Source organism: Algoriphagus sp. AK58, from assembly GCF_014324365.1.
Classification (GTDB): Bacteria; Bacteroidota; Bacteroidia; order Cytophagales; family Cyclobacteriaceae; genus Algoriphagus.
On sequence record NZ_QEIG01000010.1, the window covers coordinates 210244 to 225564 of the forward strand.

Consider the following 15321-nt stretch of genomic DNA (forward strand, 5'->3'; position numbering starts at 1 on the left):
CAGTGGTATCAAAACCAAAAGTTTCAATAATAATTCCTACTTTCAATAGGTCCAATTTTTTACAATCAACGCTTGAAAGTATTTCCAAGCAGACTTTTAAAGATTTTGAAGTTATTGTAGTGGACGATGGCAGTCCTTCAAATGAAGCTGAACTGGTTTGTCGTGAGTTTAATTTTTGCCATTATGAAAAAATTGAAAATTCGGGTGGACCCGCTACTCCCCGAAACAAAGGGATAAATTTGGCAAGAGGAAAATACCTAGCCTTCGTTGATGATGATGATTTGTGGTATCCTGAAAAGTTAGAACTTCAGGTCGATATTTTGGAAAAAGAACCTGATTTTGGATTAGTCCACAGTTATTGTGACTGCATTGATGAAAAAGGAAACTTGACAGGTGCTATTACTGGAAGACCCGGAAGCCCCGAGGTAAAACATGGGGATTGCTTTATTAAAATGATTGGCAATTGGACGGTCATGATGCCAACACCACTTATTCGAACTGAGTTAGTTAAAAAAATAAAAGGATTTAATCCTTTCATCAGTAAAGCCACGGAAGACGTTGAATTTTTCACACGCCTTTCATTGCATACTAAATTTTGGTTCATTGATAAAGCGCTGGTACAATATAGAGTTCATGGAGGCAATATTTCTGGAAACAATGAAAACTATAAGAACTTGCCCATTAGTTTATCCAGGGTTGCGGAGGACGCTTATTTAGACAATCGAATTACATTGGATGATCTATTTTTAATCCAGAGGCGGTTATATTTTAAATTCTCGAATTACGATGGAAAACATTTGCTTCCAAATGTTCGAGAAGCAAGGTTGAAGATTTTAAAAAGATCCTATTCATTCTGGGATAGAATTAGGTTCATTTTTTTTGGACTTCGATTAAATCTGAAAATAGCATTACAGGCAAGGTAATCAGTGAATTCTAGAGAAAGATTTAAAACTCAATTATAGAAATTCAGTTTTAAACAATTTTTAAAAAAATAGTAATTTTAAAATATAATCTTAGGTAAATCCTCCGGTCAAATTTTTTCTTTTTTTAGTAAAAACCGCATACTTTTTGATATCCATCCAAAATGGATTAGGTACTCGACAAAAGTTGGTAACTTGCATTTAGTTGTTCAGGATCCAGATGGAAACACTGAGAACTCGACATGGGGGCATTCAAAACATTGATAATTAGCTGTTTGGTAGAAGAATTAAGGGTAATAATAAACCTTTTGAAGAGCTTTAATCCTACCGTCCAAAAAGGGCGTTCGTTGCTCTTGCCATTGGTTTTTTTGTTAACCTTGGCTCCCTTGTATTCCCAGATTGTTGAAATTCCCCGAGAAGGCTTTCCTTATTGTGAACCGTTCACAGGTTTTGGTCCCTTTAAAAACACTGTATTTGGTGGAGAAATTAGAAATAATATCTCTGGTTTTTTTGATCCCAACGGTTGGGCTGCACAACCAAATGGCCAATCCTTATCTTTAACACCCAATGAATATTGGCATAGTGGATACGTAATTGTGGATATTCCGTTTTCATCTCTTTTTGGGATTAAAACTTCTTTTGAATACTTTACTTACGGAGGAGATGGGGCTGACGGAATAAGTTTTTTTATGTTTGATGCTGATGTTCCTTTTGATTTAGGATATTTAGGTGGTTCTTTAGGGTATGCTCCTTTAATTGCCTTAGATGGTACAGTCCTTCAACCAGGAATTTCGGGTGGTTACATAGGAATTGGTTTTGACGAAAAGGGTAATTTTGGAAATGGTACTGTAGGCGAACCAATTGCAAATTGGGCTGGTCAAGTAGGTAATAGTGTTTCGATAAGAGCCCCACAATCCCAAAACTATGATCTTTTGAATAGGGAGGTAACAGTTCCTTTTGCGCGTCCTTGGGTTACATATAATCCGCCCTTCCCTTCCAATGATCACTTCACTATTACATCAGATGTTCCTTCTAGAGTGACTGATTGCAATCAGCCAGGGTATAGGAAAGTCTATATTGAATTGGATCCGGCTCCTATTGGTTACAAGGTGAAAATTACCATGTTGGTCAATACTTCCGCTAATGGACAGCGGGAGGTTAAATTTCCATCCGTCGATTATCCATTTCCAGCTCCTCCTAGACTTAAAATTGGTTTTGCAGGTGCTACGGGAGCTCAAAAAAACCATCACGAAATTAGAAATGTGACAGTAAACGTTTCGGATACTGCAAATATTAGTGAGCCTAGGGTTAACAATCAAAGCGGAGTCATTTGTGTTGGAGATAGTGATTTGGAAATGGAATTTAAAGTTCAATTGGCCACCTCTGATGCTTTTGTAACTTGTCTGCAACTATTCAGTAATTCCCCTGGATCACCAGATAATTCTCTTCCCCCAACAAATTATCGCGCCTGTGGTTTAGATGATACTTTGTGTAGAAACAAATGTAATCCAGATAATTATGAGCTAAAGGCTTACGATTCTAATGGTAATTTCGCAGGCACCTTTTATTCAGAACTGCAAGATCTCAACACGGGGAATTTTAATCAATTAAGGGATGTCGTTAATGTGAAATTTGTTCCAGCCCCGGGATTTGTAGGACAGGCAAGTGTTTTTTACAACGTTACAGATAACTATGGTCTAACCTCAGAGCCTGGAATCATAACCGTTACAGCTAATCCTTATCCTGTAATCAATCCTGCAGTCAACAAAGAACCTCCAACTTGCAACGGTCAAAATGATGGAAAGCTCTCGGGACTATCTGTTTCCAGCTTGGTCTCGGGTTTTGATTATGAATGGTTTTATAATGGAGTATCGATAGGAAAGACTGGTGCTACCATGACGTATAATTCCGGTACTCAAACTGCAGTATTTGGCCTTGATGGTCTAAACTTGGGTACTTATACCCTCCAAGTTTGGAATCCTTCAGGTTCAGGCGGTTGCTACGAATCTATTGATGTAACTATTGACCAAGAACTGGGAACTCCCGTAGAGGTTGTCCTAGATGACCAGGAAATATGTGAAGGAACTCCGGTGACTTTTACTCCTGAGCTAAAGGATCCTACAGATGCGAGCAATCCATCATTTGTTTGGTGGAAAGACAACAATAAAACTCAAAAAATTACCCATAACCTTACCGAAGGAAATGTAAAATATGAAATTGTATCGCCCGGAATTTTGACAATTTCAGGGCTTGCTGAAAGAGCTACTCCTTATGAATTTTTTGTTGAAGCAGCGGCAGACCCTACCCAAAATTTATGTAACACCCCAGTTGGTCAGCTTAAAAAAGTCCAAGTAAAAGTTTTACCTCCTCTAACTCTCGCCAGTACCACCGTAGATGATTTATGTAGAGAGGGAAAAGGAAGTATCTCAGTTAGTGCAAGTGGAGGTTTTGGAAGCTTTGTGTATAGTCTAAATGGGGGACCATCCCAAAGTTCCAATACATTTTCAGGTCTATTTCCCGGAACTTATACAATCCAGGTAAGTGCAGGAACAAACTGTATTGGCGTCATTACTTCAGAGGTAAAGGCGGCCCCAGAAATTAATTTTGAATTAAAAAAGGTAATTCAACCTGCTTGCGGTGAGTCAAATGGGCTTTTGGAATTGAATTTTTCAGGCGGTACTCCTCCTTATACCTTAGAATTTTTTAAGGGTGGTTCTTTAATCGAAACTTCCAGTTCAGCTGCCTCACCTAAAGTATACCAAAATCTTAGCCCCGGTACTTATGAAATACGTTTAAAGGATGCAATTTCCTGTACGAAAATTCTATCCCAAACACTGATCAATAGTGATGGAATTTCAATTTCTGTTTCTCCAATGGTGGATGAAATCTGTATGGGAGATGTGGCAAAATTAATACCTGTGGTTACCACGGCGGGCTCTGCAGACCTAAAATGGTATAAAGATGCGGCAGCTACCCAAGAAATTGTCTCCAGTTCCAATCCCGATGCCAATGGGCATGTATTTTCGATCAATTCTTCCACTCAAGAATTAACAGTAGGGGGCTTGAAAACAGGAGATTACCAGTTCTATTTAGTGGCTACTGGACCAGGATATTGTCCAAACCCACCATTTGTAGCAAATATCAAAGTAATCGAACCCATTAGCGCCACTGTCGACATTACAGATGAAATCTGCTTTGGAGCAAAAGACGGAACCTTGACTGTAAATGCTTCCGGAGCAGATGGGAATTTCGAATATAGCTTGAATAATGGGCCCTTTGTATCCTCCAATGTGTTTAATGGCTTAGGCCCAGGAACTTATACCGTGGATATACGAAGTAAAGGTGATAATGGCTGCGTTTTCCAGACCACAGCAATCGTGAATGGACCTCCCACGGCTATTTCTGTGAATACACCTACTTTCATTCGAAGTTCTTGTGATCTAGACAATGGTAGAATTGAAAATCTGGTCATTTCAGGAGGCTGGGGCGGATATAGTGTTGAATGGAGAAGAGGATCCCCAACAGGTCCGATTGTAACTGGAGACTTGTCTGGTGCAGAAGACCTTTTTGCTGATACCTATTTTTTGATGGTTACTGATCAAAAAGGATGTACCAAAACCTTCGATTTCCGAGTTGAAGAAATGCCAGACCCGGTTTTAGTTATTGCTCCCGTAGAAATTTGTGCAGGGGACCAAATTGTTCTAAAGCCGGTCAATACAGTTTCCGGATCAGCTCCAACCGATTTGGTTTGGTATAAAGATGCAGGGAAAACTCTTGTAATTTCTAATGGACCTGATCCTGTTGATGCCTCTATTTCGTATTCTATCGATCCTCTTACGGGCAATCTTACCATTCAAGGCCTGAAGGGAAATAATTTGCCGTATTCATATTATTTACATGTGATTTGTACCGATGCGGTTGTGAAAGCGGATGCGTTGGTAAGAGTGGTTCCCAATCCTGTTTTTGAGACCGAGCCGGTAAGTTGTTTTGGTGGAAACGATGGAAAGATTTTTGTAAATGGTGGATCAGATCCAAAATTCAGATTCTCAGTAGATGGAGGGACGCCAATCACTGAAAGTCAGTTGGAGGCATTGAATTTCACAGCAAAAACTTACTTGATTTCGGTAACCAATGAGGGTTTCTGTGTCACTAATTTTTCTGTAGAAGTGAAGCAGCCTTTAGCAGCGCTTAAAGTTGATCCTCTGCAAAAGGTTGATCCCAGCTGTGGTTCTGATATAGGAATTATAAGAACACAAGTAACAGGAGGATGGAGCCCTTATTCAATAACTTTGGTCAAGGCAGGGGTACCAAGTCAAACCAAAAGCTTCCCCGGTCCAAATATTGAATTCTCCAATCTGAGTCCAGGTACCTATTCACTTCAAATTACCGATACCGAAGGTTGCCAGATTTCTTCCAATTCCATCACAATGGCCTATGGTCCAACCACCATACAGGTAAACAATGTAGAAATATGTGAAGGAGAGGATGCGGTTTTCAAGCCTATCGCGTTACCTGTAGCCACCGGGGCTTCTTTTCAATGGTTTAAAAACAGTGCCCTAACCGTTCCGATAGTCTCGTCTCCCACTCCTGATTCAAATGGACACAGTTTCAATATAGCCAGTGATGGGACATTAACTGTATCTGGTCTTAAACCAAGTGACTCTCCTGTAACCTATTATGTAAGAATTTCAGGAGGGAATTCTTGCCCTGGCTTTGTCGCATCCGCCAGGGCAGTCATAAATCGAAAACCAATCTTAACTGCCCAAATCAAAAATGAAGTATGCTTTGGTGAAAAAGGTAGGATTACATTGGTTGGTTCGGCAGGAGATGGAGCTTTTACCTTCTCTCTGGATGGAGTCAATTTCCAATCCTCCAACATTTTTGATGTGGTGCCCGGACTCTATACTGGATATGTAAAGAGTGGTGCCGGCTGTTTGGTTACTCTTCCAAATTTGGAAGTAAAAGGGCCATCTTCACCTTTCACAGTAGGTAATCCTACAAAGCAAAACGCAAGTTGTAATGCAACAGATGGGGTGATCTCCTTTGAGGTTGGCGGAGGGTATAACTCCACCTATTCTGTTCTAACCAAAAGAAATGGAGCTGATTTTTCAACTAATGTAATTACCGAGGGTACATTTACTCTTAGCAACTTGCCTTCAGGGGATTACACGATTACCATCACCGATGCCGGAGGTTGCGTACTTACGCTTCCAGGTTCTATCGAAATAGATGATCTTCCAACCCCAATCTCAGCAAATAATGAAGTAATCTGTGAAGGGGAGACGGCAAGCCTTACTCCTTCTACTACTCAATCTGGTATTAATCCCATTTTCACTTGGTACTTAAATTCTGACGGAACCGGACAAATCCAAACGGGATCCAGTAATGGAGTATCCTATCAAATTGGGAATGATGGAACCTTAAATATTAGCGGGCTTCAAGGAAGAGTAAATCCGTATGTGTATTATGTGAAGGTTTCAGGTGCAGGAGTCTGTGAACCTCCTTTGCTTCCGGTAGAGGTATTGGTTTACGATATTCCAAACTTAAGAGTTTCCAATCCCTCCATCGTTTGTGATCCCAAAGGAACCGTAGATCTGACTCAATTTATTGAAGGATTTGATCCTTCGAGATTTGATTACAATATCGTAAGTCCTTCAGGAGTTACGATGCGTTTGGAAGACATAGATTCAGTGAATCAATCCGGAAGTTACCAAGTCCAAAGCTCTGTCAAAGGATCAAATTGCTGGACGCCAAATCAAAGAATACAGGTGTTAATTGCGGATGAGGAACTAATCCCTGATTTTGTCTATGAGGCTGATTGGGGAGGAGGAAATTTCATAGCAAATTCAGAAGCACAAATATTCGAAAAAGTAATTTTTTCAGACAGCTCATCAGGAAACGTAATTCTCTGGAATTGGGATTTTGGAGATGGAAATGGTAGCAACCAACAAAACCCCACCCATATTTATGAGAAAAAAGGTACCTACACAGTAACCTTAAATACCATTGATTCAATTGGGTGTATAGCTGAAATACAAAAAGTTATTACAGTACGGGACGATTTTAAAATAATTATTCCCAACGCATTTACTCCAAGCGGAAATAAAAACCAATACTTCAAGCCTGAGTATTTGGGTATTGCAAGTATGGAATTTTACATTTTTTCCACTTGGGGAGAATTGATTTTCCAAACAAACAGCATGGAGACAAAAGGCTGGGACGGAACATTAAATGGGAAAGATGCTCCCAATGGGAATTACGTTTACCGAGGAAAATTTACCTCCAGGTCAGGTGAGGTTGTCGAAAAAACAGGAGTTTTTGTTTTAATTCGCTAATATGATTATAGCTGAAATCGCCCAAGCCCACGATGGAAGTTTAGGCAATGCCCATGCTTTTATTGACGCCTTGGCAGACACAGGTGTGGACGCTGTGAAGTTTCAAACCCATATAGCGGAAGCCGAAAGTTCTGAATTAGAGCCCTTTCGAGTTAAATTTTCAAAGCAGGATGCAACCCGATTTGATTATTGGAAAAGGATGGAGTTTACACCTGAACAATGGCAGGGGATCCGCGATCATTGTACAGAGGTTGGTCTGAAATTTATCTCATCTCCCTTCAGCAACGCTGCAGTTGATCTTCTCGAGCAAGTAGGGGTTGATGCCATCAAAATTGGTTCCGGAGAAATCAGTAATCTTCTGATGCTTGAGAGAATTGCCAAAACTGGGAAGCCTATAATCCTGAGTTCGGGTATGAGTGATTTTGAAGAGCTTGAAAAAACCCTGGATTTTCTTAAACATTATCCAGTGCAAGTGTCTCTTTTGCAATGTACGACTGCTTACCCTACATCGCCCGATCAATGGGGGCTTAATGTGATTGGAATACTAAAAGAGAAATTTCAAATTCCAGTTGGGTTTTCTGATCATAGTGGAAATATCTTTGCTTGTCTGGCGGCTGCCTCTCTGGGTGCCGAAATTTTTGAATTTCACGTGGTATTTGACAAAAGGCAATTTGGTCCTGATACCGTAGCAAGCATCACGATTGACCAAACCAAAGTATTGGTTCAGGGTATCAAAGAAATCAAAAGAGCTCTCGCCAACCCGATCGAGAAATCTGAAGTAAGCAAATATTCTGAACTGAAACGGATTTTCGGAAAGTCACTTGCCGTTAACAAATCTTTGAAAAAAGGCACCTTGCTTCGATTTGAAGATTTGGAATCCAAGAAGCCAGGTGACCAAGGAATTCCTGCTTCCAACTATCAAAGCGTTATCGGAAAAGCATTAACCTGTGATGTGCAAAAATGGGATTTTCTGAAGCCTGATTATTTACAAAGCGTACAATGAAAAGAAAAATCTGTGTAGTAATCACTGCACGACCTTCCTATTCAAGGATAAAAACTGCTCTGGAAGCCATTAAAAATAATCCCAACCTTGAGCTTCAGTTAGTAGTAGCAGCTTCAGCACTTTTGGATCGATATGGCAACGCTACCAAAACTATTGAAAATGATGGGTTCCAAATTGCCGCTAAAGTCTTTAATGTCCTGGAAGGAGAAAATTTAACAGCAGCTGCAAAAACAACCGGTATCGGGATTCTAGAACTTTCTACAGTCTTTGATAATCTCAACCCCGATATTGTTGTAACCGTGGCAGATCGGTTTGAGACAATGGCAACAGCCATCTCTGCTTCGTATATGAACATTCCGCTTGCTCATATCCAAGGAGGTGAGGTGACCGGGAATATCGATGAAAAGGTAAGACACTCAATAACCAAACTAGCAGATTATCACTTTGTAGCTTCCAATGGAGCTTTTCAACGAGTTCTTCAATTGGGAGAATTGCCCGAATTTGTTTTTAATACGGGATGTCCTAGTATTGATTTGGCAAAGCAAGTGCTCGATCAACCTCAACTCGACTTTGATCCGATCCAAAAATATGGAGGTGTAGGCGGTAACCCTGACCTATCCTCCGGGTATTGGGTGGTGATGCAACACCCTGTGACCACGGAGGTTAACCAATCTAGAATACATATTGAAGAGACACTTCACGCAATGTATTCCATAAATGAACCTGTACTTTGGTTTTGGCCTAATGTAGACGCCGGTGCTGATGGCACTAGTACAGGAATCAGGGCGTTCAGAGAAAATTTTAAATTAGAAAAGTTCCATTTTTTCAAGAATATGGATCCTACCGATTTCTTGAAACTTCTTGTAAATAGTAAAGGATTAATTGGTAATTCTTCAGTCGGGATTAGGGAATGTGCTTTCTTGGGTGTGCCCGTGATTAACATTGGAACCAGACAAAACAAGCGGGAGAGGGGGAGCAACGTGATTGATGTGGGATACGACCGAACAGAGATCCTTTCCGGTATTTTGAATATTAAATCCTCACCAAGACCTCAATCTTCCGGGGTATATGGTGGAGGGGATGCAGGATTGAAAATCGCAAATCATTTGGCAGAGGTTCCGTTGGTTTTTCACAAGACGATTACATTTTAAATGAAAATCCTGGGTTTGGTAACAGCCAGAGGAGGTTCAAAAGGAATTCCGGGCAAAAACATTAAAGTCCTTGGTCATCAGCCTCTGATTGCCTATGTAATTCAAGACGGATTAGCCTCGAACTATTTGGAAAAAGTGGTAGTCACTACAGACAGTGAAGAAATAGCTCAAGTATCTTTGAAGTATGGAGCCGAGGTTCCCTTTCTGCGTCCTGAGCATTTAGCCCAAGACAAAACCCCATCTATGGATGTTGTTCTTCATGCAATTGATTTTTTTGAGCAGGAAGGCCACTATTTTGATGCGGTTTGTTTGCTTCAGCCTACAAGTCCTTTTAAGCCGAAAGGATTTATTGATGATTGTGTGCAAAAATTTAGGGACACCCAAGCAGATTGTCTTGTCTCAGTTTTGGAAATACCTCACGAATACAATCCTCATTGGGCTTTTGAAATGAATTCTGAAGGCTTTTTGTCAATCGCCACAGGAGAATCCACCCTTATTCCAAGAAGACAAGAACTACCCCATGCTTACCATAGGGATGGATCTGTGTATATCTCCAAGGTTGCCCTTATTAAGGAAAAAAAAGTGTTGGTTGGAGGGAAAACTGTCGGCATGATTTCTAACAAAGCATATCATGCAAATTTAGATACCATGGAGGATTGGAATAAAGCTGAGCTTACCTATCAAAAATTATTTTCATGTGCGGAATAGCAGGAATTGTAGGATTCAACCCTGAAAATAGTTTTTTGATCAAAAAGATGCTGGAAAAACAGAGGCATCGAGGCCCTGATGCTCAGGGAATTTGGTCTGGTAACGGTGTGATGTTGGGGCATAATCGGCTATCTATCCTGGATCTTTCGGATGCAGCCAATCAACCCATGATCAGCAGTTGTGGGAGATATGTATTGATCTTTAATGGGGAAATTTACAATTACCTGGAATTAAAAGAATCATTAGACTATCCCTTTAAAACCTCCTCCGATTCTGAGGTCTTACTAGCCTTGTATATCAAGCATCAAGAAAAAATGCTTCCATTTTTAAATGGGATGTTTTCTTTCGCAATTTGGGATCTAGAAGAACAAAAAATTTTCGCAGCAAGAGATCGATTTGGTGTCAAACCATTTTATTATTCAGTGGTCCAAGGCCAACTTTTTTTTGCAAGTGAAATTAAATCTCTTTTGGCAGTGGGAATATGCGACTCACCCCACGAAGAGGTTTGGGCTGATTACTTGGTTCATGGGAGTTATGGATATCCTGACGAAACTTTTTATAAAGAAGTATCTCAGTTGCCCGGTGGGCATACATTGAGTTTTTGTACCGGGGACCTAAAGCCAAAAATCAAAAAGTACTATGATTTTGTTTCTCGAATACAAAATCAAATTATTTATGAAGATGAAAGCAAACTGCAATCTGATTATTTGGAAATTTTGACAGATGCTATTCAGTTAAGATTCAGAGCAGATGTACCGGTTGGATTTAATGTCAGTGGTGGACTCGATTCTTCTATTCTACTGGCATTGATCGCTGAGACAAGAAAAAATCAAACCCAGAATATAGAGGCGTTTACATTTTATACTGGTGACGAACGCTATGATGAACTTCCATGGGTTCGAGAATTGATTTCTAAAACAAATAGTCCATTAAACCCCATTCTTTTTCAAGTAGAGGAAATACCCTCCTTGTTGGAAAGAGTTTCCTATTACCAAGATGAACCATTTGGAGGATTTCCAACTTTAGCGTATTCTAAATTATTTGAAGCTGCCAGGCAGAAGGGAATAATTGTTTTGTTGGACGGTCAAGGAATGGATGAAGCTTGGGCTGGATACGATTATTATCAAACAAATTCTCAGGCAGTAGTACAGGGATTAAAAAGCGCTCCCACCAGACCTGAGGTCCTAATACCAGATTTTGCTCAAAAGGCTAGAAATTTAGAATTCCCAAGTCCTTTTGATAATTCGCTACAAAATAAGCAGTTTAGGGATTTGTTCTTTACCAAAATTCCTCGAGCACTCAGGTTTAATGATCGCATCAGTATGATGCATTCTACAGAACTAAGAGAACCTTTTCTTGATTATCGACTGGTTGAAATGGCATTTGCTCAAAAAGAGGAAATGAAATTAAAGAATAACCAAGCAAAGTGGCTACTTCGGCAAATAGCAAAACAATCTCTGGGTGATATCGCATTGGCACCTAAAAGAGCATTACAAACACCTCAGAGAGAATGGATAGCTGGGCCGCTGTCTGGATTTATTGAAGAAAGGATTCACATGCTTTCCTCCTGTGCATGGTTTGATTCTAGGAAATTAATTGAAGAATGGACTCATTACAAAAGGGGCAATATGGACAACAGTTTCTTTGTTTGGCAATGGGTAAATTCATCTAAATAATAAGGATAACCAGGCTTATCTGAAATGTTTTTTCTTAAAGGTGTGGAATGTATTTTTTAAAATATTCTTACTTCAATTATTAAATGTGAAATTTTATTTACTATGAAGATAAATAATAAAAAAGTATTGTTTGAAATGTTGACGAAATATGAAAAAACAATTTTTTTAGTATGCTTTTTGTGCTATGGAGCAATTCATTTTATATTTTTTGATAAAACAGAGTGGTTGAATACCGATTATGAGAAGCAAATCAACTCCATTGCCATGACAGATGATTGGTTTTTTGTAAATGGAGTTTTTTCCAGTCGTGTTCCCCCTTTGATGCCAATTACTTATGGTTTGCTATTGAAACTTAGCTTGTTTTTTAATTTAAATATAGTTTTTCTTGGGAAAATAATTAATTTATTATTTATCTCTTTGAATTCATTCCTGTTGTACAAAATATCTAGCCTCTTATTGGAAAGAAGATTTTGGATGGTTCCATCCCTTCTGTATCTACTGAGTCCAGTGATTATTTATTATTCCTTCAAGCCCTTGTCGGAACACATGTTTATGGTGTTCTTCTTACTTTTTATATTTTACTTGATTAAGTTTTTCCTTACAAATAAAGGAGGATTTCTTTCCTGGTCTCTTGTTTCTTTTTCAGTTTCTCTTTTAGTAAGGCCAAATTATTTATATTTCTCCGCTTTTCTTATCCTCTACTTAATTTTTACCTGTAGAAAAAATCTGAAAACTTTAATTTTACCTTTTTCTTTAGGTTTTTTAGTTTTATTGCCTTGGTCTTTGTACTGCTTTCAAAATTCCAACACGATAGTGATCTCTTCATCTGGAAATATTCAGTCTCTAAAAGACGGAATAGCTTACGATAATAAGGAATATAGGAATACCTTGACAAATGACGAGGAGATTAGATATGTAATGGATGAGTTTTGGGAAAATTATTCAAGTTATACCTCAACAAAGCAAGTATTCGAATACTATCTCTCTCAACTTGAGCAGAACCCTCTTGGATTAATAAAGTTTCAAGCTCTTAAAATCCTTAGGGTGTTTTTTGGTACAGATACGATCAATAAGAGGTTTGAATTTTTTATCCTTCTAATAAATATTCCAATTATATTGATGTTTTTATTTTGGATCTTTAAGTTAAAATCAAACAATCTTGGGATTCATTTAAAGGTGTTTTTTTTATGCCTTCTAGTCTACTCAATTTTAATTGGTTCTGTTGTGGTCCCTTTATTTAGGTATTTAATTCCTGTTTTCTACCTGATACCTGTATTAGCATTCTCCGAAATTAAGTTATTGAAAAATGAATGATAAATCATGTGTAATTATTCCTTATTATAAATCAGGTAATTTGATTTTGGATGTCCTTGATAAAGTCCCATCTGAAATAGATTATGTTTTTATAGTAAACGATTGCAGTCCTGTTCCTCTGCCAGATATAAATTTTGGCAAATATTCCTTCTCTATTTTTATAATTGAACATGATAAAAATAGAGGGGTGGGTGGGGCCATGAAATCTGGATTTAAAAAAGCATTGGAATATGAAGAGATCAAATTTTTCTTTAAAGTCGATTCAGACGACCAAATGGATCTCTCGTATATTCCTCGTATGAAAAAATCCCTGTCTGGTTTCGACTTTGTTAAAGGAAACAGACTTTATGATTTTGAAATAATCAAAAGAATGCCATTGGTCAGAAGATTCGGAAATCTTGGTCTTTCATTTATTACAAAATTTTGTACCGGATATTGGGATGTGCAAGATCCAACCAATGGATTCTTCGGGATAAACAGGAAAACATTAAAAAAGTTAAATCTGGATAATCTTCATGACTCCTATTTTTTTGAGACTAGTTTGCTTGGTGAATTATTTTTGAGTGACGCTAGAATTAAATCCATCAAGATGCCCCCAATTTATAAGAATGAAAAAAGCAACATGAATGTTTTATTGATTCCTTTTGAATTTGTTCCAAAGCTTTTTAAGATTTTAATGAAAAGAATCTCTTACAAGTATTTTTTATTTGATTTAAATATCGGATCTATTTATTTGTCTGGATCTTTAACTTTCTTCCTCTTCGGATTAATCTTTGGTATACATCATTATCAGAAGAATTTGGCTTTAGGTATTACTACACCTCCGGGTACGGTCATTATTTTTGCCCTTTCCATTCTTGTATCATTTAATCTATTTTTGTCTTGGCTTGATTTCGATACCAAAAATTTTCCCAAAAAGAGATAACTTTCTTTTAAAGACCTCTTAATCAGATGCAGTCTCTAAATCGTAATGAATTCTAGGATTTTTCCTTCAACCATGCTTGACTTCTCTTTCTTCAGATGCTGAATAGTGTAGTATTATTTCTTTGCTTGTCTCTATTTGGCTATCTCTATTTTCAATTCGCCAAAAAATACGGCATTGTCGACCGCCCAAACCACCGCTCTTCCCACTCGGAAGTAACCGTTAGGGGAGGAGGGATCATTTTTCCCATTGCCGTTCTATTTTGGTGGATGATAAATGGATTTACCAATACCTGGATGGTGCTTGGTCTGATTCTGATCGCCACCGTCAGTATGCTGGATGACATGTTTACCTTATCTCGTAAACTTCGTTTTGGAATCCAGTTTCTTGCGCTCAGCCTGGCATTCTATGACCTGGGATTATTCCAGCAAAAATCCGTATGGGCACTTCCCATCCTTTACTTTATTGCCTTGGGCATTATCAATGCCATTAATTTCATGGACGGTATTAACGGGATCACAGGTCTCTATTTTCTGGCTTTTTTCGGGTCCCTTCTCGCTGTCAATGTCTATCTGCCGCTTTTTGATTCAAGTTTGATCCAATACATCATCCTTTCTCTTTTCGTTTTCCTGATCTTCAACCTGAGAAAAAAGGCGCTTATGTTTGCCGGTGATATCGGTAGTATCTCTTTAGCTTACCTGGTTATCTATTTTTTGGCAAAATGGTATCTGGAAGTCGGAAATTGGACCATTATTCTTTTTCTGTTGGTTTATGGTGCAGACTCTTTTCTTACACTTGGTCAACGATTAATCAGGGGAGAAAATGTCACTCAACCCCATCGCTCGCACTTATACCAGCTTTTGGTGAATCAACTAAAGCAAGATCATGTATTGATTGCTTTGGTTTTTGCCTTGCTCCAGTTTGGTCTGAATTTTTTCCTGTTCATTTATCCACAGTCCTATCCATCAGATCTTTGGGCTTGGGCAATTCTTTCTCTGACTGCCCTGATTTACCTTTCGATAAAAATTCCAATTCAAAAAAGGTTTAAACTCATTTGATATGAGCAAGGCCAAGTGCTCTAACATTCTGTGATAATTTGCCAGTCACGGACAAAAAAAGCCCTCCAGAGTCCGGAGGGCTTTTTAGTTTGGCTATTGCCTGATTTAAAACTTAACACAATTCAAATTTGACAGAAAAAAACACCCGAAAAAATACCCTATATCGGGTATTTTTTTAATGTTTTAAGAATTAAGGACTAAGAAAAATATAATTTTTTAATACTTAAATGTAAA

General features: G+C 38.5%; 9 protein-coding genes. All 9 read left to right on the top strand.

Translation table 11 applies throughout. The features are described 5' to 3' along the window. Nucleotides 1-2: 2 nt before the first annotated feature. The 9 genes from DDT91_RS11690 (at nt 3) to DDT91_RS11730 (ending at nt 15087) form a co-directional block, all read left to right on the top strand. The gene (locus tag DDT91_RS11690; protein ID WP_187176368.1) at nt 3-923 is read left to right on the top strand and encodes a glycosyltransferase; all 921 of its coding nucleotides are present in this window, start codon (nt 3-5) and stop codon (nt 921-923) included. Between the two features lie 383 nt (nt 924-1306). Further along, nucleotides 1307-7255, top strand: coding sequence for a PKD domain-containing protein (locus DDT91_RS11695; RefSeq protein ID WP_187176369.1), 5949 nt, complete (start codon nt 1307-1309; stop codon nt 7253-7255). A 1-nt stretch (nt 7256) separates the two neighbouring features. Then, entirely contained in the window at nt 7257-8258 is a 1002-nt protein-coding gene (locus DDT91_RS11700) for an N-acetylneuraminate synthase family protein (RefSeq protein WP_187176370.1), read from the top strand. After that, nucleotides 8255-9409 carry a UDP-N-acetylglucosamine 2-epimerase gene (gene neuC / locus DDT91_RS11705; RefSeq protein ID WP_187176371.1) on the top strand — a complete coding sequence of 385 codons (1155 nt, stop codon included), beginning with the start codon at nt 8255-8257 and terminating at the stop codon, nt 9407-9409. The genes DDT91_RS11700 and neuC overlap by 4 nt, the downstream gene beginning before the upstream one ends. After that, nucleotides 9410-10117 carry a cytidylyltransferase domain-containing protein gene (locus DDT91_RS11710; protein WP_187176372.1) on the top strand — a complete coding sequence of 236 codons (708 nt, stop codon included), beginning with the start codon at nt 9410-9412 and terminating at the stop codon, nt 10115-10117. It begins immediately after the preceding gene. Further along, nucleotides 10105-11793: an asparagine synthase (glutamine-hydrolyzing) gene (gene asnB, locus DDT91_RS11715; protein ID WP_187176373.1), complete on the top strand. Its 1689-nt coding sequence runs from the start codon at nt 10105-10107 to the stop codon at nt 11791-11793. Before DDT91_RS11710 ends, asnB begins: the two co-directional genes overlap by 13 nt. Nucleotides 11794-11895: 102 nt before the next feature. Then, nucleotides 11896-13107 carry a glycosyltransferase family 39 protein gene (locus tag DDT91_RS11720; protein ID WP_187176374.1) on the top strand — a complete coding sequence of 404 codons (1212 nt, stop codon included), beginning with the start codon at nt 11896-11898 and terminating at the stop codon, nt 13105-13107. After that, entirely contained in the window at nt 13100-14032 is a 933-nt protein-coding gene (locus tag DDT91_RS11725; protein ID WP_187176375.1) for a glycosyltransferase family 2 protein, read from the top strand. Before DDT91_RS11720 ends, DDT91_RS11725 begins: the two co-directional genes overlap by 8 nt. A 95-nt stretch (nt 14033-14127) precedes the next feature. Next, nucleotides 14128-15087: a glycosyltransferase family 4 protein gene (locus DDT91_RS11730; protein ID WP_187176376.1), complete on the top strand. Its 960-nt coding sequence runs from the start codon at nt 14128-14130 to the stop codon at nt 15085-15087. Nucleotides 15088-15321: the final 234 nt, after the last annotated feature.